The sequence below is a fragment of the Stenotrophomonas sp. HMSC10F06 genome (assembly GCF_001807865.1).
Lineage (GTDB): Bacteria > Pseudomonadota > Gammaproteobacteria > Xanthomonadales > Xanthomonadaceae > Stenotrophomonas > Stenotrophomonas bentonitica_A.
Window position 1 is genome coordinate 46552 of record NZ_KV791291.1, and the last position, 22185, is coordinate 68736.

A 22185-nucleotide genomic window follows, 5' to 3' on the forward strand; every position below is an offset into this window, starting at 1 on the left:
TCTCATGCGTTCAACTCCTTGTGCAGTTCCTGCAGCGACCAGACCGGGCCGGTCCCGCGGAATTCCAGTGATTGCACCAGCGCCTTGGCGCCGGCAATGGTGGTCGAATAGGTGACCCGATGCTGCAGCGCCTCGCGACGGATCGAGAACGAGTCGTTGATCGCCGCGCGACCTTCGGTCGTGTTGACGATGTAGACGATCTCGCCGTTCTTGATCGAATCGACGATGTGCGGACGGCCTTCGACGACCTTGTTGACGATCTCGCAGTCCATGCCGTGCTGCTGCAGCCACGCCGCGGTGCCACGGGTGGCGACCAGGGTGTAGCCACGCTCGAGCAGGGCCTGGGCCACCGGCAGGACGCGCTTCTTGTCCGGATCACGGACCGAGACGAAGGCCTTGCCCAGCGGCGGGGCCTTGATGCCACCGGCTTCCTGCGCACGCGCGAAGGCGGCGCTGAAGCTGCGGCCCACGCCCATCACCTCACCGGTGGAGCGCATCTCCGGCCCGAGGATCGGGTCGACGCCCTGGAACTTGGCGAACGGGAAGATCGCTTCCTTGACCGAGTAGTAGCCCGGCACGATTTCCTTGGTGGCGCCCTGCTCGGCCAGCGTCTTGCCGGCCATGCAGCGCGCGGCGATCTTGGCCAGCGGCATGCCGGTGGCCTTGGAGACGAACGGCACGGTGCGCGAGGCACGCGGGTTCACTTCCAGCAGGTAGACGATGTCTTCGCCGTTCTCGCCGGCCTGGATCGCGAACTGGGTGTTCATCAGGCCGACCACGTTCAGGGCCTTGGCCAGCTCCACCACCTGGCGACGCAGCTCGGCCTGGGTTTCAGCGGACAGCGAGTACGGCGGCAGCGAGCAGGACGAATCGCCCGAATGCACGCCGGCTTCTTCGATGTGCTCCATCACGCCGCCGATCAGTACGTTGCCGTCCTTGTCGGCAATGATGTCCACGTCCACTTCCACGGCATTGTCCAGGAAGCGGTCCAGCAGCACGGGCGAATCGTTGGACACCTTCACCGCGTCACGCACGTAGCGGGCCAGGTCGGATTCGCCGTACACGATTTCCATCGCGCGGCCGCCCAGCACGTAGCTCGGGCGCACCACCAGCGGGTAGCCGATTTCGCGCGCCAGCAGCAGGGCTTCCTGGTCGTTGCGGGCGATGCGGTTCGGCGGCTGCTTCAGGCCGAGCTTGTCCACCAGCTGCTGGAAACGCTCGCGGTCTTCGGCCAGATCGATGGAGTCCGGCGAGGTGCCGATCACCGGCACGCCGTTGGCTTCAAGCGCGCGCGCCAGCTTCAGCGGGGTCTGGCCGCCGTACTGCACGATCACGCCCTTGGGCTGTTCCAGCTCGACGATCTCCAGCACGTCTTCCAGCGTCAGCGGCTCGAAGTACAGGCGGTCGGAGGTGTCGTAATCAGTGGAGACGGTTTCCGGGTTGCAGTTGACCATGATGGTTTCAAAGCCATCATCGCGCAGCGCCAGCGCGGCGTGCACGCAGCAGTAGTCGAACTCGATGCCCTGGCCGATGCGGTTCGGACCGCCGCCCAGGATCATGATCTTGTCGCGGTTGCTCGGGGCCGCTTCGCACTCGTCCTCGTAGGTCGAGTACAGGTAGGCGGTGCTGGTGGCGAACTCGGCGGCGCACGAATCCACGCGCTTGTACACCGGGCGTACCTTGTGGGCACGACGCAGCGCGCGCACGGCCGCTTCGTTGGTGCCGGTCAGTTCGGCCAGGCGGGCGTCGGAGAAACCGGCGCGCTTGAGCTTGCGCAGGCGTGCGGCGTCCAGTGCATCGATGCCGTCGGCGGCCACCTCGGCCTCGGCCTGGATGATCTCTTCGATCTGGTCCAGGAACCACGGGTCGATGTGCGACAGCGCGAAGACCTCTTCCACGCTGAAGCCGGCGCGGAACGCATCACCCACGAAGAACAGGCGCTCCGGGCCCGGGGCCTTGAGCTCGCGCTTGAGGGTGGTGATGTCGTCTTCGTTGGCCAGGTCCAGGCCGGTCGGGTCCAGCCCGATCTTGCCGGTTTCCAAGCCACGCAGGGCCTTCTGCAGCGACTCCTGGAAGGTGCGGCCCATCGCCATCACCTCGCCCACCGACTTCATCTGGGTGGTCAGGCGTGCGTCGGCGGCCGGGAACTTCTCGAAGGCGAAGCGCGGGATCTTGGTGACGACATAGTCGATCGACGGCTCGAACGAGGCCGGGGTCAGGCCACCGGTGATCTCGTTCTTCAATTCGTCCAGGGTGTAACCCACGGCCAGCTTGGCCGCGACCTTGGCGATCGGGAAGCCGGTGGCCTTGGAGGCCAGCGCCGAGGAGCGCGACACGCGCGGGTTCATTTCGATCACCACCACGCGGCCGGTGGTCGGGCTGATGCCGAACTGCACGTTCGAGCCGCCGGTGTCCACACCGATCTTGCGCAGCACGGCGATGGAGGCATCGCGCAGGCGCTGGTATTCCTTGTCGGTCAGGGTCTGGGCCGGGGCCACGGTGATCGAGTCACCGGTGTGCACGCCCATCGGGTCCAGGTTTTCGATCGAGCAGACGATGATGCAGTTGTCGGCGGTGTCGCGCACCACCTCCATCTCGAATTCCTTCCAGCCCAGCACCGACTCTTCCACCAGCACTTCGGTGGTCGGCGACAGCTCCAGGCCGCGGGTCACGATATCGACCAGCTCTTCGCGGTTGTAGGCGATGCCGCCACCGCTGCCGCCCAGGGTGAAGCTGGGGCGGATGATGGTCGGGTAGCCGACGCGGGTCTGGATCTCGATTGCTTCTTCCAGCGTGTGCGCCACCGCGGCGGACGGACACTCCAGGCCGATCTCACCCATCGCCACGCGGAACAGCTCGCGGTCTTCGGCCATGCGGATGGCGTCGCGCTTGGCGCCGATCAGCTCGACGTTGTACTTCTCCAGCACGCCGTTGTCGGCCAGGTCCAGCGCGCAGTTCAGCGCGGTCTGGCCACCCATGGTCGGCAGCAGCGCATCGGGCTTTTCCTTGGCGATGATCTTCTCGACCGTCTGCCAGTTGATCGGCTCGATGTAGACGGCGTCGGCCATCTCCGGGTCGGTCATGATCGTGGCCGGATTGCTGTTGACCAGCACCACGCGGTAACCCTCGTCGCGCAGTGCCTTGCAGGCCTGCGCGCCAGAGTAGTCGAACTCACAGGCCTGGCCGATGACGATCGGGCCAGCACCGATGATGAGGATGGTTTTAAGGTCAGTGCGCTTGGGCATTGTCTTCTCTAAGTCTGGACAGCGAGGCAGATGGGGGTGATCGCACGCTGTCGATCAGGAAATATCGTCGGGGTTCAGCGCGATCCGGCACTGGTCCTGCAGTCCTTTGGCCAGCTGCACGCCGATGTCGTCGGGCAGCTCCGATTCGATGTCGAGCGTGGCGATGAAGCGGGTGTAGGCCGGGCTGGCCAGGAACGCAGCCACTTCGGCGCGCTCAGCTTCACTCAGATCCACGTTGGACTTTTCGGCGATCGTCGATGGATTCGCAGCGGCGAAGGCCGAGGAGAGGCTCTTGCCCCCGGGGGTGCCCAGGAAGCGCGACCACTCCGCGATCACCTCGTCGCCGTCGTTGCCGAGGCCGGAGATCACCGAACGACGGAACTGTGCGTCGAGCAGACTCTTGATCGGCGCATGCGCGCACTGGCGATCGGTCTCGGGCAGCGCATTGAGCGCGGGCACGTTGTCGACCATCAGCTTGGCCATGTCCGTGCCCAGCGTGCCCAGGCCCAGCGACTGGACCACCGCCCGCACCTCCGCATCCGTGGCCGGTGCGGCCTGGGCCACACCGGTGAAGCACAACAGCGACAGCAGCAGCACGGGGCTGCGCATCACGCCTTGGCCTCGGCCATCAGGGTCACGAAGCGGTCGAACAGCGGACCGACGTCATGCGGGCCCGGCGAGGCTTCCGGATGGCCCTGGAACGAGAACGCCGGAACGTCGGTGCGGGCGATGCCCTGGTTGGTGCCGTCGAACAGCGAGCGGTGGGTCACGCGCAGGGTGGCCGGCAGCGAGGCTTCATCCACCGCGAAGCCATGGTTCTGCGAGGTGATCATCACGCGGCCACCGTCCAGGTCCTGGACCGGGTGGTTGGCGCCGTGATGGCCGTGGCCCATCTTGACCGTCTTCGCACCGGAGGCCAGCGCCAGCAGCTGATGACCCAGGCAGATGCCGAAGGTCGGCACCTTCTTCTCGAGGAAGGTCTTGATGGCGGCGATCGCGTAATCGCACGGTTCCGGGTCGCCCGGGCCGTTGGAGAGGAACACGCCGTCCGGGTTCATCGCCAGCACTTCGGCGGCCGGGGTCTGCGCCGGCACCACGGTCAGCTCGCAGCCGCGTTCGGCCAGCATGCGCAGGATGTTGAGCTTGGCGCCGAAGTCATAGGCCACCACCTTGAAACGCGGTGCGGCGTTGACGAAGGCGTTGCTGTCCAGATCCAGCTGGCCCTCGGTCCAGGTGTAGCGCTTGTCGGTGCTGACCACTTTGGCCAGATCCATGCCCTTCAGGCCGGGGAACGTGCGGGCCGCTTCCAGCGCCGTTTCCACGCTCAGCCCTTCGCCGGCCATCAGCGCACCGTTCTGGGCGCCGCGCTCGCGCAGGATGCGCGTCAGCTTGCGGGTATCGATCCCGGAAATGGCGACTACGCCGCGCTGGATCAGCCAATCCTGCAGCGACACCTGGCTGCGCCAGTTGCTCGGGCGGCGCGGCACATCGCGCACGATCAGGCCGGCCGACCACACCTTGGCCGCTTCGTCGTCCTGGTCGGTCATGCCGGTATTGCCGATATGCGGGTAGGTCAGCGTGACCATCTGCCGGGCGTAGGAAGGATCGGTCAACACTTCCTGATAGCCGGTCATGGCGGTGTTGAACACCACCTCACCAACGGACAGGCCGGGCGCGCCTACGGATTCGCCCTCGAATACGGTGCCGTCTTCGAGGACGAGGATTGCGGCTTGGGTCACGGAAATCTCACTTTGGCTACCGAGGGGTCGCCGAAGTCACGCCTGCGCTTCACGAAAAAGCGGCTGCAAAAAAGCGCGGACTGCGGTTCTGGACCGGTCCGGCTGTCGTGATTCGGCGAGCGGGAATTGTAAAGGGAAGCCGGGTTCGACGCCAGTATCCGCGTGCAATTGCCCTATTCAGCCCGACAGAGGGCATGGCGCCGGTTCAGGCGCCTGCCCCAGCTGGCCGCGCGGGCCCCATTCAGACGGCGGGCGGCGGGCTGGCGCCATCCAGCAGGTCGCGGACCCGATAGCTGCCCGGGGCGCGGCCCGGCAGCTGGGCCGCGGCAAACAGCGCGCCACGGGCGAAGATGTCGCGGTTGGTGGCGCGGTGGGTCAGCTCGATGCGCTCGCCCAGCCCGGTGAACTGCACCAGGTGCTCGCCCACGATGTCCCCGGCACGCAGGCTGGCGTAGTGCGGGTGCGCCCCGCCCTTCTCCGCCGCGGCGCCCAGGGTCAGGGCGGTACCGGAAGGCGCATCCTTCTTCTGGGTGTGGTGGGATTCGACGATATCGCAGTCCCAGCCGGCCAGCGCCGCTGCGGCCCGCTCCACCAGTTCATCCAGCACCGCCACGCCCAGGCTGAAGTTCGAGGCCCAGACCAGTGGAATCCGGCCCGCCGCCTGGATCAGTGCCTGGCGCTGCGTCTCGCTGACGCCGGTGGTGCCGGACACGAAGCCCGCACCGCGCTCCACGCACAGCGCCAGCACCGGATCAAAGCCCTCGGGCAGGCTGAAATCGATGGCGACATCGAACTGGGGCGCGCCGGCCAGCTCGCTGCTGGCGAAATGCGGCACGCCGTCCACCACACGCTGGGCAGGCGAGCGGCGGGTGACCGCGGCCACGACCTGCAGGGCGGGATTGTCGGCGGCAAGACGGAGCAGCGCCTGGCCCATGCGGCCGGAGGCACCGTGGATGAGCAAACGTAGGGGAGTGGTAGTCATGCACGCAGGCTAGCGGGTGGTGGTGAGGCTGCACAAGAGGTTTTGGCGCAGCCCTGCCCTGGCGGCTCAGTGCTGCTTCGGGGGCGTCGGCCCACAACTGTCGCAGCCGCCACACGCACCACCGCCACCCGTGGCAGGTGGTGCGATCTTCCGGCCAAGCGCCTGCAGCCAGGCGGCGCGCTGCGGCTTCACCAGCCCCAGCGCGATCGCCCCGCGCGCCTTGCGCACGGTGCCGGGGAACTGCTTCTTCATCACCACCCACGCGCTGACCAGCACGGCCAGCGCGATCACGGCGTACTGCAGCAGCAGGCCGGTCTCCATCAGCCGCCACCCAAGGCCACGGTCACCTGGTAGGTGATCAGCGAGGCGATGTACGCGGCCGCGAACAGGTAGAAGGTGGCAAAGCCCATCTGCTTCCACGAGTTGGTTTCGCGCTTGATCGTGGCCAGCGTCGAAATGCACATCGGCGCGTAGATGTACCAGACCAGCAGCGACAGCGCGGTGGCCAGCGACCAGCCATCGCTGATCAGCGGGGTCAGCGCCTGGCTGGCGGCATCGTCATCGGCGGCCGACAGTGCGTAGACCGTGGCCAGCGAGGCCACCGCGACTTCACGCGCGGCCAGGCCCGGAATCAGCGCGATGCAGATCTGCCAGTTGAAGCCCAGCGGCGCGAAGAACACCGCCATGGCGTGGCCGATCTGACCGGCGAAGCTGTAGTCGATCGCCGGCATGGTCGCGTTCTCCGGCGCGCCCGGGAAGGACAGCAGGAACCACAGCAGGATGGTCAGCGCCAGGATGATGCCGCCCACGCGCTTGAGGAAGATCATGCCGCGCTCGTACAGGCCCACCGCCAGATCACGCGGGTGCGGGATGCGGTAGGACGGCAGTTCCAGCATCAACGGATGCTCGCTCTTGTCGCGGCGCCACTTCTTCATGGTCCAGGACATCAGCAGCGCGCTGAGAATGCCGGCCGCATACAACCCGAACAGCACCAGGCCCTGCTGGTTGAACACGCCCCAGATCTGCTTCTGCGGGATGAAGGCGCCGATCAGCAGCGCATACACCGGCAGGCGCGCCGAACAGGTCATCAGCGGCGCGACCAGGATCGTGGCCAGCCGGTCGCGCGGGTCCTGGATGCTGCGGGTGGACATGATGCCCGGCACCGCGCAGGCGAAGCTGGACAGCAACGGGATGAACGAACGGCCGGACAGGCCGGCCGCGGCCATCATGCGATCCAGCAGGAAAGCCGCGCGCGGCAGGTAACCGGATTCTTCCAACGCCAGGATGAAGGCGAACAGGATCAGGATCTGCGGCAGGAACACGATCACGCCCCCCACGCCGGCAATGATGCCGTCGGTAAGCAGGCTGTTGAGCGGGCCCTCGGGGAGCGCGCCGCCGATCCAGCCCCCCAGCGCGGCCGTGCCGGCCTCGATCAGGTCCATCACCGGCGTGGCCCAGGCATACACCGCCTGGAAGATCAGGAACATCACCACCGCCAGGGTCAGCAGCCCGAACACCGGGTGCAGCAGCCAGCGGTCAAGCGCGTCGTCGATCTTCGCCGTCCGCGTCGGCATGCTGACCGAGGCGGCGAGGATGTCACGCACCTGGGCGTGGTAGTCGGCCTGCGCCGCGGGCACCGCCACCGGGGCCTGCAGGTGCGGCACCATCGCATCCAGGCGCTCCACCAGCCTGGCCGCGCCGTTGCGGCGCACCGCCACGGTCTCGACCACCGGCACGCCCAGCGCCTGTTCCAGCGCCTGGACGTCGATCTTGATGCCACGCCGCTCGGCCGCATCGACCATGTTCAGCGCCACGATCATCGGCTTGCCCAGCTCGCGCAGTTCCAGCGCGAAGCGCAGGTGCAGGCGCAGGTTGGTGGCATCGATCACGCACAGCAGCACGTCCGGGGGGGCCTCGCCCGGGTAGAAGCCCCGGCACAGGTCCCGGGTGATCGCCTCGTCCAGGCTGGCCGGCTGCAGGCTGTAGGCGCCCGGCAGATCGAGGACGGCGAATTCGCGGCCGGACGGCGCGCGCAGGCGGCCTTCCTTGCGCTCCACGGTTACGCCGGTGTAATTGGCTACTTTCTGGCGGCTGCCGGTCAGCTGGTTGAACAGCGCGGTCTTGCCGCTGTTCGGATTACCGACCAGGGCGATGCGCAGGGCGTTGGCGGCAGCGCTCATGCGCGGGCCTCCTGGCCCTGCAGCGCGGTGACCACGATGCGGGCGGCCTCACTGCGGCGCAGGGCGAAGCGCGTGAACCCGACCTGCACCAGCAGCGGCTCGGCGCCGACCGGACCACGGGCTACCAGACGGACCTCTTCCCCTTTGACGAAGCCAAGCTCCTTCAGGCGGCGGGCGATCGCATCGTTTGCGTGTAGTTCCTGCACGGACTCCACCAGGGCGGAGCTGTACAGCGCCAGATCGGACAACGTCACGGAGCGCCTTCTCGATGATAGGAATGGTTATCAATTCTACCATCGCCGCGCCGCGTCATTGCCCGTGACCAACGGCCCGCTATGATCTGTACATGTATGGAGTAAACCCGCCCATGAGTGACGCATTACGGATTGAACGCAGCGCCTCGGTGCTGACCCTGTGGCTGAACCGCCCGACCCTGCACAATGCCTTCGACGCCTCGTTGATCGCCCAGCTGACCGCCGCACTGGAGGCCGCCGGACGCGACGACCATGTCCGCGCGGTGGTGCTGGCCGGGGAAGGCGCCTCCTTCTCGGCAGGTGCGGACATGCAGTGGATGCGTGGCATGGCCGCCGCCAGCGAGGAGGACAACCGCCAGGATTCGCTTGCCCTGGCCCGCCTGATGCGGACCCTGGACGAGCTGCCCAAGCCGACGATCGCCCGCGTGCAGGGTGCCGCCTTCGGTGGCGGGGTCGGCCTGGTGGCCTGCTGCGATATCGCCATCGCCAGCACCAGCGCCCGCTTCGGCCTGACCGAAAGCCGCCTGGGCCTGCTGCCGGCGGTGATCTCGCCCTATGTCATTGACGCGATCGGCCCGCGCCAGGCCCGCCGCTGGTTTGCCACCGGCGAGCATTTCGACGCCGAAACCGCCCTGCGCATCGGCCTGGTGCACCAGCTGATCGAGCCGGAACGGATCGACGAGGCCGTCCAGCGCCAGCTCGGCCTGCTCGACAAGGCCGGCCCGGTGGCCTCGGCCTCGGCCAAGGACCTGGTCCGGCGCGTGGCGCTGGGCCGCGACCGGGACGCCACCGACCGCGACAACGCGGCGCTGATCGCCCGCCTGCGGGTCTCGGCCGAAGGCCAGGAAGGCCTCGGGGCCTTCCTCGACAAGCGCTCCCCGCATTGGGTCACCCAGGACTGAGGACAGCGTCATGCTCGACCATGTAGGTATCCGCTGCGCCGACTTCGGGTGCAGCCTGGCGTTCTTCCAGCAGGCCCTGGCGCCGCTGGGCATCACCGTGGTGATGCAGGTCTCGGCCGCCCAGACCGGCGAGCATGACCACGCCGGCTTCGGGAGTAGCGGCAAACCGGACTTCTGGATCAGCAACGCCCCCGGCGCCCATGGCGGCGTGCACCTGGCCTTCAGCGCGACCCGGCGGGCCGACGTGGACGCCTTCCACCGTGCGGCACTGGCGGCCGGTGGCACCGACAATGGCGCCCCGGGCATCCGCGAGCATTACCACCCCGATTATTACGGGGCGTTCGTGCTCGATCCGGACGGCAACAACATCGAAGCGGTCTGCCACCACCCCGGCTGACCGCGTACGCCGGCGGGATGGCCGCTTTGTCGCCCATCCCGCGTATCCCCTTTTCGTGGCCCGCCGGGGAACGTGGGCCGCCATTCGCCTGACAGGAATCTCCGTGACCTCTACCCCACCCCGCCCCCTGCTGGTCGTCCGTCGCTCCGTTCGCGGAGGGCCGGCACATGGATGACTTCGTCCGCATCGTCGAGGTCGGCCCGCGCGACGGGCTGCAGAACGAAGCCCAGCCGGTGGCCACCGCCGACAAGATCGAACTGATCCGCCAACTCTCGCTGACCGGGCTGCGCACCATCGAGGCGACCAGTTTCGTCAGCCCGCGCTGGGTGCCGCAACTGGCCGACGCCGCCGAGGTGTACACCGGCATCGAGCGCCGCCCGGGCATCGATTACCCGGTGCTGGTCCCCAACGAACAGGGCTATGACCGCGCACGCGCGGTGGGCGTGCAGGAAGTGGCGGTGTTCACGGCCGCCTCGGAAACCTTCAACCGCACCAACACCAATGCCGGCATCGACGAATCGCTGGCCCGTTTCGCACCGATCCTGGAGCGGGCCAAGGCCGACGGGGTGAAGGTGCGTGGCTACGTCTCCACCGTGCTTGGCTGCCCCTACCAGGGCGAGGTCGCGGTGAGCGAGGTAGTGCGCGTCGCGCGCGCGCTGTACGAGATGGGCTGTTACGAAATCTCGCTCGGCGACACCATCGGCGTCGGCACGCCGCGCAAGGCCCGCGCGATGCTCAAGGCGGTCGCCGGCGAACTGCCGATGGCCGCGCTGGCTGTGCACTTCCATGACACCTATGGCCAGGCCCTGGCCAACATCGATGCCTGCCTGGAAGAAGGCGTGCGCGTGGTCGATTCGGCGGTCTCCGGAGCGGGCGGCTGCCCGTATGCCAAGGGCGCCAGCGGCAACGTCGCCAGCGAAGACGTGGTCTACATGCTGCATGGCATCGGCATGCGCACCGGCATCGATCTGCCGGCGCTGGCCGCCACCGGGCGCTGGCTGGCCGCACGGCTGGGGCGCGAGACCGGCAGCAAGACCGGCAGGGCGCTGGCGGCGACATGAAAAGCGGCGGCCCGCGCAAGGACGCTGCGGTAGGTGATCATCTCACCGCCCACGTCCACGCGCTGGCCGCCCTGCAACGCGCCCTGGCACAGTCACCGGGCGATCTGCGCGGCCTGCTGGAGGAAGTGCAGCAGGCCCTGCAGGAAGCCATGGACGAGCGCCAGCTGGCGCTGCGTCGCTATGCCGCGCTGTTCGATGCGGTCCCGGACCCGGTCAGCATCCTCAGCGAACGCGGCGTGGTGCTGGACCTCAACAAGGCTGGCGTGCGCGCCTATGGCCGTCCCCGCGAGGAAATCGTCGGACAACCGATCGAGCTGCTGAACCCGGACCTGCCGGGCGACCACCTCGATCCGGTCTGGGAGGCGCTGCACCGGGGCGAGACCTATGTCATCGAGGTCACCAACATGCGCGGCGATGGCAGCCGCTTCCCGGTGGAGGTGCATTCGGCCGGCTTCGAGCACCAGGGCGAGCACTGCATCGTGGCGGTGGCGCGCGACCTGAGCAGCCGCTGGCAGGCCGAATCGCGCTACCGGCTGCTGATGGAATCCATCGACAAGGGCGTGATCCTGTTCGATCGCCAGTTGCGGGTGGTCTCGGCCAACCCGGCCGCGCATCGCATTCTCGGCACCGCCGGCACTGGCGGCAGCCTGCAGGCAATGCTTGCCCCGGAAGACTGGATCAGCGTGGACGAGCACGGCCACCCGCTCACCCGCGAGCAATGGCCGGCCAGCGTCTCGCTGCACAGTGGGCGCATCGTGCGCAGCACCATCGTCGGCCTGTACCACCGCCCGCGCGGCCGGATGATCTGGATCTCCACCACCAACGTGCCGGTGTACGGCAACGGGCGCGATGCGCCGGACCATGTGTTCGGCCTGTTCAGCGACATCACCGAACTCAAACGCAACAACACGCTGTTCGACCGCGCGCAGTCGCTGGCGCACATCGGCGGCTGGGAGTGGGACCGCGGCCTGCAGCGGCTGTACCTGACCGACGAGGCGACCCGCATCCTCGGCCAGGAGCTGCCGATGCGCGACATGGCCGAACTGCTGGAATGCCTGCGCGTGGACGACCGCGCGCAGCTGCAGCAGGCGCTGCTGGAGGTGGTCGACCGCCAGGTCTCGTTCGAACTGGAGCTGCAGGGCCAGCGCAGCGATGGGCATTCGTTCTGGGTGCGGATGATCGGCGAGGCCGAGGCCGGGGATGTCGATGCCGCGCGCATCGCCGGCACCGTGCAGGACATCACCGCGCGCAAGCAGGCCGAGGAGACGCTGCGGATCCAGGCGCGCACCGATCCGCTCACCGGGATCATGAATCGCGATGCGGTGCTCAACGACCTGGCCATGCGCTTGGCCAACCCGACCCACTGCCGGGTCGCGGTGCTGTACATCGACCTGGACCGGTTCAAGACCGTCAACGACCTGCTGGGCCACAACGCCGGTGACGAACTGCTGATCGACGCCACCCGCCGCATCGCCACCGCGATCGGCACCGAAGGCCTGCTGGCCCGGTTCGGCGGCGATGAGTTCCTGGTGATCTGCGATACCCGCGACCAGGCCGATCAACCCGAGCGGCTGGCCGATGCGATCACCCGTGCGTTCAGCACCCCGTTCCGCTTCGGTGCCGACGAATTCCCGGTGACCACCAGCATCGGCATCGCGCGTGCGCCTCAGGATGGGCTGCGCCCGCAGCAGCTGATCCAGAACGCGGACATCGCCATGTACGACTGCAAGCGGCGCACCCGCAACGGCTGGCAGGTGTTCTCGCCCGAGCTGGCCCAGCGCCAGCATGACCGCCTGCAGATCGAGAGCCGGCTGCACCGGGCGCTGGACGATGACGAGTTCCATCTGGTCTACCAGCCGCAGGTCAACCTGCACAGCGGCCAGCTGATCGCGGCCGAAGCGCTGATCCGCTGGCGCAATACCCAGCTCGGCGAGCTGCGCCCGGACATCTTCATCGGCCATGCCGAGAGCACCGGTGACATCGTCCGGATCGGCCTGTGGGTGCTGCGCGAAGCCTGCCGGCAGGTCCGCCAGTGGCAGGATGACGGGCTGGGCATCGTGCGGGTGGCGGTCAATGTGTCCTACCGGCAGTTCGTGGGCGAGGACCTGGCCCGGCATGTCCGCGCGGTGCTCGACGAGTTCCATCTGCCCGGCAGCGCGCTGGAACTGGAATTCACCGAACGGGTGCTGATCGAAGATGCCCCGGACACCCTGCGCACCTTCGCGCAGCTTCGCGAGATGGGCGTGCTGCTGACCATCGACGACTTCGGCGAGGGCTACAGCGCGCTGAACTATCTGCGCCGGCTGCCGATCCATGGCCTCAAGCTGAGCCAGCTGTTCGTCGAGGGGGTGCCGGCCAACCGCTCGGATGTGGCGGTGTGCGAGGCGGTCTGCGGGATCGCCCGCAGCCTCGGGCTGGGCCTGGTGGCCGAAGGCATCGAATCGGAGGCCCAGCGCCAGTTCCTGACCTCTTTGGGGGTCTCGGTCGGCCAAGGCTTCCTGTTCGCGCCCGGGCTGGCGCCGGACGAGTTCGCGCGGCGCCTGGCGCTGCGAGCCCGGGTCGCGGTGGGCAGTGCACAACGGTGATGGCGGCCGCTTCCGCTAGAATCAGCGGTTCTTGAACCAGCGGGATCGTGCAATGCAGCTGTCTTCTGTCCGCGCCGTCATCACCGGCGGTGTCTCCGGCCTTGGTCTGTCCGTGGCCCAGCACCTGGTCGCCAACGGCGCCAAGGTGGCCCTGTTCGATCTCAATGACGACAAGGGTGCGGCCGCCGTGGCCGCGCTTGGCGAAGCCAACGCGCGCTACTACAGCACCAATGTCAGCGACGAGGCCGCCGTGGCCACGCAGATCGATGCCGCCTGCGACTTCCTGGGCGGGCTGAACACCGCGATCAACTGCGCCGGCATCCTGGGCGCCGGGCGCGTGCTGGGCAAGGAGGCGCCGATGCCGCTGGCCAACTTCCAGGGCACGGTGATGGTCAACCTGGTCGGCAGCTTCAACGTCGCCAAGGCGGCCGCCAACCGCATGCAGCACAACACCCTGGGCGACGATGGCGAGCGCGGCGTGATCATCAACACCGCCAGCGTTGCCGCCTATGAAGGCCAGATCGGCCAGGCCGCCTATGCCGCCTCCAAGGGCGGCGTGGTCAGCATGACCCTGCCGATGGCACGCGAGCTGTCGCGCTTCGGCATCCGCGTGATGACCATCGCCCCGGGCATTTTCTGGACGCCGATGGTCGATGGCATGCCACCGGCGGTGCAGGAATCGCTGGCCGCCTCCATCCCGTTCCCGCCGCGCCTGGGCAAGCCGGAAGACTTTGCCGGGCTGGTTGCCTACATCCTGGGCAACACCTATCTCAACGGCGAGACCATCCGCCTTGACGGCGCCGTGCGTCTGGCGCCGAAGTAAGCGAGCACGCAACCCGCAGGGTGCCCGGTTCCGGCACCCGCCACCTCCACGAACCGACCTTCATTCCCATGAAAGCCAGCGACATCAAGAAAGGCAACGTCGTCGAATTCAACAACGGCGTCTACCAGATCCGCGACATCGAACGCAGCTCCCCGCAGGGCCGCGGCGGCAATGTCCGCTTCCGTTTCATCATGTACAGCGTGCCGGGCGGCAACAAGCTCGATTCCAGCTTCGACGCCGACGACAACCTGCCGGAAGTCGAACTGCTGCGCCGCCAGGCGACCTACTCGTACATGGACGGCGATGCCTTCGTCTTCCTGGATGACGAGGACTACACCCCGTACATGGTCGATGCCGATGTGCTCGGCGATGACGCCGGCTACATCACCGACGGCCTGACCGGCATCTACGTGCAGGTGATCGACGAGACCCCGGTGGGCGTGCAGCTGCCGACCAGCGTGGTGCTGGAAGTGGTCGAGACCCCGCCGGAACTCAAGGGTGGCACGGCCACCAAGCGCCCGAAGCCGGCCAAGCTCAACACCGGCATCGAAATCATGGTGCCGGAGTACATCGCCAACGGCGAACGCGTACTGGTCAACACCACCACCGGTGAATTCGCCGGCCGTGCCGACTAAGCGCGCCGCACCGACCGTCCTGCTCCTGCTGCTCGCGGCGTGTTCGCCGCGGGCAGTGGAGAGCGAGACGCTGGCGCCCGTGCCTTCGGCGACGGGCACAGCGCCGGCGGGTAACACCGCTGATGCGCGCTGCGAAGTGCCTGCAGAGATCTTCGTGGCCGAGGACATCCGCATGTACTGCGCGATGCCGGGCGACGTGCAGGCGTTTCTGACGCGCGAAAGCGCCTGCCAGCACTTCGCTGGCGAAGAAGCCTATGACGAGGACCGCGCCCGCGAACTGGCGTATGCGATCCACGAAACCTGCGACGACCGGGCTGCGCTGTTCAATCAGCTGCTGCAGCGCCACGCCGACAACTGCCTGGTGCACACCGAGCTGATGCTGCTGGGCACGCGTAACGAGCTCGCGCTGGATGCGGACAGCCGGGCGCAACCCAACCCCTGCCCACGCGGCTTGTGACCCTGCACCGGACGCGCAGGTGCGCAATCCGGTGCGTTCCCTTCGATCAGGGCTTGGCAGCCAACGACGGCGCACCGGCGAAATCGCCGCAGCCGTGGTACTGGCGCGCGCCGACGGTAAGCATGGCCGTGGCGCCGAAGGCCTGGCCACTCATGTTGTCCTGGCACACGGTGCGCTGGAAGGTGAGCTTCACCGGGGTGCCGTCAGCAGCGGTACCGGACCAGCCATCACGGCCCTGGGTGGGGCTGGCGATCTCGAGCTTGCGCTCGCCGTAATCCATCTCGATGTGCAGCGCCGGGGTGGCCCCCGCGCCGACCTGGGCCAGCCAGCCGGGCTCATTGCCGGTCGCGCGGAACCCGGCGGCTGCATCGGCGCCGGCTTCAGTATCGGCCTTGGCGGCCGCATTGGCCGGCGGCGCTTCGCCGCCCTGCTCGCCGGTACCGGTGCAGGTGCGATCGGGCTCGCCCTTGAGGATCAGGATCCCGTCAGTGGTGCCCTTGGTCCAGAATTCGTTGCCCTGCCCGTCTCCGTATTTCGCGCCGGAGGCGGCCGGCTGCGAGGACATGGCAAACGTGCGATCGGCAACCACCACCGTGGCCGAATCCTGGCCGCGATACGTGGCATGCACTTCCAGCTCGCCACAGCGGAACGCGTAACTGCGCTCATCGGTGGTGGAGGCATCCATCGGTGGGGGCGCTTCGCTGCCATCGGCGGCAGGGCGGCTCTCGGTGGCCGGTTGGCAGGCGGCGAGTGCGCCGGTAATGGCCAGGCTCAACAGCCAGGGAGATGCGCGCATGAGGAACTCCTTGCGATAACGTCAACAACACTTGATCGTACCTGCCGCGCCGTGAGAGCGGGTGAAGCGAGGCTGACCCCGGCGGCAGGCCTGAACACGCGGTTCAGTGCGCACGCGGCGCGGCCGGCAGCACGCACAGCGAAAGCAGATGCACGCCGGGTGCGCCCGTGCAGCGCGCCCAGACCCGCAGCAGCCGCATCGCATGCAGCTGCCGACCGTGCTCGCCGTCGAGATGGAGGCGCATCTCGCCGGTGACCAGCACCATGGCGCCGCAGGCGAGCTGCTCGGTCTGCTGCCGCTCGATGGCAACGATGCGGATGCGTCGCGCATTCCAGCCCGCCAGCAACGCCGAGGCATCCTGCCGCCGGCCATCGTAGTCGGTCAGGAACAGCGCTGGCGAGAGCAGTGCGTTCACCTGCTGCGGCTGCCACTGGATCAGCGCGTCCCACAGCCGCGCCTCGGCCGCCTCCACGTGCGCCGGTTGCAGTATCGCGCTCATGGGCGCACCGGACATCATCGTCGCGGCCCGCTGGCGTGCACGCCCAGCGTCTGGATTGCCGCCACCAGGGCGGCATGCCTCTTCCTGCTCTTCATCTGCACAGCTGCCGGAACACCGGCCGAAATCACGATGGCGGCAGTCTGCGCGGCCTCGGTGGGGTTTCGATGGAGGAAGTGTGGAGATACGATGGAGCCCAAGCACCTTCCGCCTTTGCCCTGCATGCCCGCCTCCGATCTACCCGGCACCCCGACCGCGCGCTGGGATCATTCGCTCAATGCCCTGGTCCTGATCGTCGAGGACGAACCCGAGATCGCCGACATCGTCGCGGCCTACCTGGCCCGCGAAGGCCTGCGCACACTGCGCGCGCAGGATGGCCTCACTGCCCTCTCCCTGCACCGCAGCGCACGCCCGGACCTGGTCCTGCTCGACGTGCAGATGCCCGGCATGGATGGCTGGACCGTGCTCAACACACTGCGCCAGCGCGGCGACACGCCGGTGATCATGTTGACCGCGCTGGACCAGGACCTGGACAAGCTCACCGCGCTGCGGATGGGCGCGGACGACTACGTGGTCAAGCCGTTCAACCCGGCCGAGGTGGCCGCGCGGGTGCGCGCGGTACTGCGGCGCACCTTGAACGCCGCGCGTCAGAGTGCACCGGAGATCCTGCGCGTGGGCAGCCTGGTGATCGATCCGGAGCACCACACGGTGCATGTCGAAGGCGACGGCTACAGCCACGAGCTGCTGCTGACCCTGACCGAATTCAAGCTGCTGCACTGCATGGCGCTGGCACCGATGCGCATTTTCAGCCGCAGCGAACTCATGCATGAGTGCCTGCCGGAAAGCGAAGCGCTGGAGCGCACCGTGGACAGCCACGTCAGCAAGCTGCGCCGCAAGCTTGACGATGTCGGCCTGGCGAACGTGCCGGCCAGCGTGCGCGGCGTCGGGTACCGGCTGGCGGCGGACCACTGATGCGCCGCTCGGGCCTGAGCCGGCACATCGTGGTGTCGATGTCGATGATGGTGCTGGCGGTCATCGTGATGGTGATCCTCAGCTCCTACCTGCTCTACGCGGTGCTGGTGGCGTTCTACCCCGGCGGCGTGGACGAACCGGTCAGCTGGGTGCCCAGTGGCCCGGAACTGGTCTGGATGGGGGGCGTGACCCTGATCGGGTTGACGCTGGCGGTCGCCGCGTCCGTGCGCCTTTCCCAGCGCATCCTGACCCCGCTCAACGCGGTGGTGGACAGCATCGGACGGCTGGCCGATGGCGACCTGGGCGCACGCGCGGCAGTGAGTGACCGCTCGCTGGGCGAAGTGGCGCTGCTGGTGGACGACTTCAACGCCATGGCGCGCCGGCTGCAGAACATCGAGGCCGACCGGGTGATGTGGCACGCGGCGATCGCGCATGAACTGCGCACGCCGGTCACCATCCTGCGCGGCCGCCTGCAGGGCCTGGCCGAAGGGGTATTCGCCCCGGACGAAGGCCAGTTCCGCAGCCTGCTGGCGCAGGTGGAGGGGCTGTCGCGGCTGATCGAAGACCTGCGTGTGCTCAGCCTGGCCGACAGCGCCCGCCTGGACGTGCGCCGCGCCCGCAACGATGTGGTGCAGGAAGTGCACACGGTGATGACCCTGGTGGATCCGGGTTTCCGCAGCAGCGGCTTCGTGCTGGAACTGGAGACCTCACGCGAGGAGCATCCCGCGCATTGTGACCCGACCCGCGTGCGGCAGGCATTGATGGCACTGCTGGAGAATGCGCGCCGCTATGCGACGCCGGGCCGGGTGCGCATCGCCGTGCACGACACCGCTTCCCACGTGCAGATCGCCATCGATGACGAAGGCCCGGGCATCGATGCAGCGCTGCGCGAGCAGATCTTCGATCCCTTCCTGCGCGGCGATGGTTCGCGCTCGCGTCAGCGCGGCGGCAGTGGGCTGGGCTTGGCAGTGGTCAAGGCGATCGCCGATGCGCATGGCGGCCAGGTCGCCTGCAGCGCCAGCACCCTGGGCGGCGCACGCTTCGTCATCGAGCTGCCGCGGCAGTAGCAGCATCCTGGAGGGCCAGCTCGCGCATCCGCGTGCCGAGCCGGGCCAGATTGCGATCGATCATGGCCAGTTCGCGTTGCTGCGCGGCCGGCAGGCGCTGCTTCAACTGCGCCTGCAGCGCCTTCCAGGCCGGGACGCCCTGGGCGCTCAGCTGCGCCGCCGCCGCCGCAGCCTGCACGCGCTCCCCGGCCAATGGCAGCCCGTAGCCGCCACGGCTCACCAAGGCGGCCGGACTGACCAGCTGGCCGGTGTCCTCGAGCAACGCGCGCAGCGTGTCGCGCGCCGCGGCATCGCCAGGGCGCGGATGGCCGAGCAGCCGTTTCAGGGCATCACGCGCGCGCAGCTCCTCACGGTGCAGCGCCGCCTGCTCCAGCAGCAGCAAGGCGGAGGTGGCGCGCAGGTCGCCCTGCTCCACCCAGCGTGACCGGGCGCTGGCTGGCTGCCGCAACCAATCGCCGACCGTTGTCGTGTCCAGCGGCAGGTGTTGCCGGGCTGCATCGAACAACTGCTGGTAGTGATCTTCGGCGGAGGCGAAGTAGTAGCCCTGCCGCGTTGCCTGCTCACGATCCGCCAGCACGCTGGCGTCGGCCACGCCCTGTCGCTCAAGGCGGGTCAGCAGACCGCGCGGTGTGAGGCGATTCAATCCGGGCGACGCCAGGCGTGGCACCCCTTCCTGCAGCAGCTTGCCGGTCTCCACCGCGCAGTTGTTGCTGACAAACAGGTAGCGGCCGTCATAGCTCCAGTGCACCTGCGCGACACGTTCGATCAGGTTGGCGACATCGTGCGCATCCAAGGCCAGCGGTACCGAGGAAAGGCCGCGCAGTTCCAGCTGGGTGTATTCGTTGATGACCTGGTTGAGCGGCAGCACGAACAAGCGCGAGGGATAGGAACCGGTCAGCCCGCGCCAGCTGGATATCTGCACATCGCCAACGAAGGCGCGGTAGGACAGCACGCGGTGATGGGACAGGTCCATCCGGCACGCCGGCCCGCGCGGCCGGCCCGGTGCGCAGATCACCAGCCGCAGCATGCTGTGGCCCCAGCGGCTCATCAGCTGCTCGTTGCCTTCGGCGAGCAGGTAGTCGACGGCGTAGATCCGGGCCGGGTCCAGTTCCAGCAGGCTCGCCGCGCCTGCGTCTTCCTCGGCCTGCATCAACGGCAGGCGGCTGTCGCAGGCCACGGTGTGCTCGATCGGCCCGAGGTGCTCGGTGAACCACGCGGCCACCGCCGGCCGACGGCAGGCGTAATCGGGATCGAGCAGCAGGTGCTCGGCATTCACCGCCAGGAATTCCGCGGGGCGTGCGCGCTCATAGTCGTCGGGGCTGCGCCCGCTGAAGGCGTTGGCGGTACGGCCAAGTTTCCACGGTCGCCGCTGCCACCCGGCCAGATCGCGCAGCCGCGCATCGCGCGACCAACCGCCCTGCGACGAACGGTCCAGTACGTGGGTCAGTTCATGGATCAGCGCGGCCTCGAGCGCGCGCGGCAGCGGTTGATCGTCTTTCACGGTGTCGAGCAAGGCGCGCTGTAGGGTGATCGCCCCGTTGCGGGCGCGGCCATGCACGTGCGCGGGGAGCGTGTTCGACCAGCGCACCTGCACCGGGTGCTGGAACCGTGCCTGCCACTGCGGCGGCAAGCGGCCGCGCACCTGCTGCAGGGTACGCTCGGCCGCGATGATCTGCGCCGGATCCAGTCCCTGCGGCTGCAGCTCCAACGTGAGTGCCGCGTGCGCCCACGGCGCGGCAAGCCATGCGACCAGGACCGCCCAGCGCCAGCGGCGGACCTGACCGGAAGGGCGCATCAGCGGGCCAGCAGCGTCCTGGCCAATGCCATGTCACTGGCCTGCTGCTGCGCGACACTCTGCTCGCGCAGGTGCAGCAGCGCCGCTTCCAGGCGTGCACCGCGGATGGCGCCATCGCTGGCCACGAAGGCAGCCGCGTCGTCGCGGGCGTCGATCACGATCTTGTCGTCGCCGGAGCTGGACGAACCGGCCGACGACGCGCCGGAGGCGGAACCGGCGGAGCTGCCGGCAAAACTGGAGGCCATCGCCGACAACGGCAGGGCGAGCACGGCAAGGAGCAGGATCGGACGCATCATCGGGGTGTCGTTCGCGGTGGAAAACACAGAGCGTATAGGCTGCGTGAAATCCTGTCTCGCCTCAGAGGTCGAAAACCTTGCCCGGATTCAGCAGCGCTTGGGGATCAAACGCGCGTTTGACCGCCTTCATCAGCGCGATTTCCGGCGCACTGCGCGTGCTGTCCAGATAGCCCTTCTTGACCAGGCCGATGCCGTGCTCGGCCGAGATGCTGCCATCGAAACGGCTCAGCACACCGGCGAGCAGTTTGGTGACGTGCTCGCACTGGGTCAGGAACTCCGTATCGGCGGTATCGTCAGGCTTGAGCACATTGATGTGCAGGTTGCCGTCGCCGATGTGTCCGAACCAGACCACCTCGAACTGCGGGTACGCCTGCCCAATCAGCGCCTGGGTTTCGGCGAGGAAGGCCGGCATGGCCGAGATGCGCACCGAGACATCGTTCTTGTAGGGCTTGTAGCGCGCCACCGCCTCGGTGATGCCCTCGCGCAGGCGCCAGAGCTGCGCGGCCTGCGCATCGCTCTGGCTGACCACGCCATCGCTGACCCAGCCATGCTCCATGCAATCTTCAAACGCCGCCATGGCGGCTGCTTCCTGCACCTCATCGCCAGCCGCGAACTCGGTGACCACGTAATACGGATGAACCTCGTCGAACGGTGCCTGCGCGCCATGCGCCAGCACATGCTCAAGCGCGCGGTCGGTGAAGAATTCGAAGGCCTGCAGCTGCAAGCGCTCGCGGAAGGCGGCGAACACCTGCATCAGCACCTCGAACGAGGGCAGCGCCAGCAGCATCACGTTGCTGGCCGGCGGCGGATCGGTGAGCTTCAGGGTGGCTTCGACGATCACGCCGAGCGTGCCTTCCGAGCCGATCAGCAGCTGACGGAAATCGTAGCCGCTGGAATTCTTGATCAGGCCCTTGTTGAGCTCGACCAGCTCACCGGCCATGGTCACCACCTTCAGCCCGGCGATCCACTCGCGCGTGTTGCCATAGCGGATCACCCGGATGCCGCCGGCATTGGTGGCGATGTTGCCACCAATCGAGCAGGAACCGCGCGCAGCGAAATCCACCGGGTAGATCAGCCCGTGTTCGAGCGCGGCGTTGTGCACCGCCTCCAGCGCCATGCCGGCCTGCACGGTCAAGGTGCGGTCGACCGCATCGAAGGCCAGCGGTTTGTTCATGCGCTCCAGGCTGAGCACCAGCTCCCCGTGCGCCGCCACCGCGCCACCGGACAGGCCGGTACGGCCGCCGGAGGGCACCACGGCCACGTGTTGGGCGCCCGCCCAGCGCAGGATCGCCTGCACCTCATCGACCGTTCCCGGCAATGCGATCGCCAACGGTGCCGGCACCCAGCGCCGGGTCCAGTCGCGGCCGTAGTGCTCCAGATCGGCCGGGTCGGTCTTCAGGCGCAGCCCGGGGCAGTCGTGCAGGAGCGAATCAAGGCGCGGATCGGTCATGGGGCGTCTGGCGGTGCCGGGGGAGCCCGCAAGCCTGCCAGCCACCACGGGCC

The 22185-nt window shown here is 68.0% G+C and carries 21 protein-coding genes; 9 read left to right on the top strand and 12 right to left on the bottom strand.

Annotation, left to right across the window (positions count from 1 at the left end; translation table 11 throughout):
• Positions 1 to 2: 2 nt before the first annotated feature.
• The 7 genes from carB to HMPREF3113_RS12230 all read right to left on the bottom strand — a co-directional run bounded on the left by carB (position 3) and on the right by HMPREF3113_RS12230 (position 8400).
• Positions 3 to 3245 (bottom strand): carbamoyl-phosphate synthase large subunit, encoded by a 3243-nt coding sequence (gene carB / locus HMPREF3113_RS12200; RefSeq protein ID WP_070472886.1) that lies wholly within the window; start codon positions 3243 to 3245, stop codon positions 3 to 5.
• Between the two features lie 54 nt (positions 3246 to 3299).
• Positions 3300 to 3857: a hypothetical protein gene (locus tag HMPREF3113_RS12205; RefSeq protein ID WP_139146366.1), complete on the bottom strand. Its 558-nt coding sequence runs from the start codon at positions 3855 to 3857 to the stop codon at positions 3300 to 3302.
• On the bottom strand, positions 3854 to 4984 hold the full coding sequence (gene carA / locus HMPREF3113_RS12210) for a glutamine-hydrolyzing carbamoyl-phosphate synthase small subunit (RefSeq protein ID WP_019182959.1): 1131 nt from the start codon (positions 4982 to 4984) through the stop codon (positions 3854 to 3856). Before carA ends, HMPREF3113_RS12205 begins: the two co-directional genes overlap by 4 nt.
• Positions 4985 to 5225: 241 nt before the next feature.
• Entirely contained in the window at positions 5226 to 5966 is a 741-nt protein-coding gene (gene dapB, locus HMPREF3113_RS12215) for a 4-hydroxy-tetrahydrodipicolinate reductase (protein ID WP_083298792.1), read from the bottom strand.
• A 66-nt stretch (positions 5967 to 6032) separates the two neighbouring features.
• Positions 6033 to 6287, bottom strand: coding sequence for a DUF6587 family protein (locus tag HMPREF3113_RS12220; protein WP_070427290.1), 255 nt, complete (start codon positions 6285 to 6287; stop codon positions 6033 to 6035).
• Positions 6287 to 8146 carry a ferrous iron transporter B gene (locus HMPREF3113_RS12225; protein ID WP_070472889.1) on the bottom strand — a complete coding sequence of 620 codons (1860 nt, stop codon included), beginning with the start codon at positions 8144 to 8146 and terminating at the stop codon, positions 6287 to 6289. The genes HMPREF3113_RS12220 and HMPREF3113_RS12225 overlap by 1 nt, the downstream gene beginning before the upstream one ends.
• Entirely contained in the window at positions 8143 to 8400 is a 258-nt protein-coding gene (locus HMPREF3113_RS12230; RefSeq protein ID WP_019182966.1) for a FeoA family protein, read from the bottom strand. The genes HMPREF3113_RS12225 and HMPREF3113_RS12230 overlap by 4 nt, the downstream gene beginning before the upstream one ends.
• Before the next feature lie 113 nt (positions 8401 to 8513).
• Here HMPREF3113_RS12230 and HMPREF3113_RS12235 point away from each other — a divergent pair, with 113 nt between their 5' ends.
• The 7 genes from HMPREF3113_RS12235 to HMPREF3113_RS12265 all read left to right on the top strand — a co-directional run bounded on the left by HMPREF3113_RS12235 (position 8514) and on the right by HMPREF3113_RS12265 (position 15260).
• Positions 8514 to 9302: an enoyl-CoA hydratase-related protein gene (locus HMPREF3113_RS12235; RefSeq protein ID WP_019182967.1), complete on the top strand. Its 789-nt coding sequence runs from the start codon at positions 8514 to 8516 to the stop codon at positions 9300 to 9302.
• A 10-nt stretch (positions 9303 to 9312) separates the two neighbouring features.
• Positions 9313 to 9699, top strand: coding sequence for a VOC family protein (locus HMPREF3113_RS12240; protein WP_070472892.1), 387 nt, complete (start codon positions 9313 to 9315; stop codon positions 9697 to 9699).
• 167 nt (positions 9700 to 9866) lie between these two features.
• The gene (locus tag HMPREF3113_RS12245) at positions 9867 to 10760 is read left to right on the top strand and encodes a hydroxymethylglutaryl-CoA lyase (RefSeq protein ID WP_070427287.1); all 894 of its coding nucleotides are present in this window, start codon (positions 9867 to 9869) and stop codon (positions 10758 to 10760) included.
• Positions 10757 to 13345, top strand: coding sequence for a sensor domain-containing protein (locus tag HMPREF3113_RS12250; protein WP_070472895.1), 2589 nt, complete (start codon positions 10757 to 10759; stop codon positions 13343 to 13345). Before HMPREF3113_RS12245 ends, HMPREF3113_RS12250 begins: the two co-directional genes overlap by 4 nt.
• Positions 13346 to 13397: 52 nt before the next feature.
• On the top strand, positions 13398 to 14168 hold the full coding sequence (locus HMPREF3113_RS12255; protein WP_070472899.1) for an SDR family NAD(P)-dependent oxidoreductase: 771 nt from the start codon (positions 13398 to 13400) through the stop codon (positions 14166 to 14168).
• A 68-nt stretch (positions 14169 to 14236) separates the two neighbouring features.
• The gene (gene yeiP, locus HMPREF3113_RS12260; protein ID WP_019182972.1) at positions 14237 to 14803 is read left to right on the top strand and encodes an elongation factor P-like protein YeiP; all 567 of its coding nucleotides are present in this window, start codon (positions 14237 to 14239) and stop codon (positions 14801 to 14803) included.
• Positions 14793 to 15260 (top strand): hypothetical protein, encoded by a 468-nt coding sequence (locus tag HMPREF3113_RS12265; RefSeq protein WP_070473205.1) that lies wholly within the window; start codon positions 14793 to 14795, stop codon positions 15258 to 15260. The genes yeiP and HMPREF3113_RS12265 overlap by 11 nt, the downstream gene beginning before the upstream one ends.
• A gap of 46 nt (positions 15261 to 15306) precedes the next feature.
• Here HMPREF3113_RS12265 and HMPREF3113_RS12270 read toward each other — a convergent pair whose 3' ends face one another.
• Positions 15307 to 16056 carry an MliC family protein gene (locus tag HMPREF3113_RS12270; protein WP_019182974.1) on the bottom strand — a complete coding sequence of 250 codons (750 nt, stop codon included), beginning with the start codon at positions 16054 to 16056 and terminating at the stop codon, positions 15307 to 15309.
• Positions 16057 to 16159: 103 nt separating this feature from the next.
• Positions 16160 to 16555 carry a nuclear transport factor 2 family protein gene (locus HMPREF3113_RS12275; RefSeq protein WP_175440353.1) on the bottom strand — a complete coding sequence of 132 codons (396 nt, stop codon included), beginning with the start codon at positions 16553 to 16555 and terminating at the stop codon, positions 16160 to 16162.
• 219 nt (positions 16556 to 16774) lie between these two features.
• Between HMPREF3113_RS12275 and HMPREF3113_RS12280 the strand changes: the two genes are divergently transcribed.
• Both HMPREF3113_RS12280 and HMPREF3113_RS12285 read left to right on the top strand, forming a co-directional pair.
• On the top strand, positions 16775 to 17524 hold the full coding sequence (locus HMPREF3113_RS12280) for a response regulator (RefSeq protein ID WP_070472905.1): 750 nt from the start codon (positions 16775 to 16777) through the stop codon (positions 17522 to 17524).
• On the top strand, positions 17524 to 18591 hold the full coding sequence (locus HMPREF3113_RS12285) for an ATP-binding protein (protein WP_070472908.1): 1068 nt from the start codon (positions 17524 to 17526) through the stop codon (positions 18589 to 18591). Before HMPREF3113_RS12280 ends, HMPREF3113_RS12285 begins: the two co-directional genes overlap by 1 nt.
• On the opposite strand, the gene HMPREF3113_RS12290 is transcribed toward HMPREF3113_RS12285, so the two are convergent.
• The 3 genes from HMPREF3113_RS12290 to HMPREF3113_RS12300 all read right to left on the bottom strand — a co-directional run bounded on the left by HMPREF3113_RS12290 (position 18569) and on the right by HMPREF3113_RS12300 (position 22132).
• The gene (locus tag HMPREF3113_RS12290; RefSeq protein WP_070472911.1) at positions 18569 to 20386 is read right to left on the bottom strand and encodes a DUF7844 domain-containing protein; all 1818 of its coding nucleotides are present in this window, start codon (positions 20384 to 20386) and stop codon (positions 18569 to 18571) included. The two genes, HMPREF3113_RS12285 and HMPREF3113_RS12290, sit on opposite strands and share 23 nt — an antisense overlap.
• Entirely contained in the window at positions 20386 to 20682 is a 297-nt protein-coding gene (locus tag HMPREF3113_RS12295) for a DUF2388 domain-containing protein (RefSeq protein WP_046273482.1), read from the bottom strand. Before HMPREF3113_RS12295 ends, HMPREF3113_RS12290 begins: the two co-directional genes overlap by 1 nt.
• Positions 20683 to 20743: 61 nt before the next feature.
• Entirely contained in the window at positions 20744 to 22132 is a 1389-nt protein-coding gene (locus HMPREF3113_RS12300) for an FAD-binding oxidoreductase (RefSeq protein ID WP_070472914.1), read from the bottom strand.
• Positions 22133 to 22185: the final 53 nt, after the last annotated feature.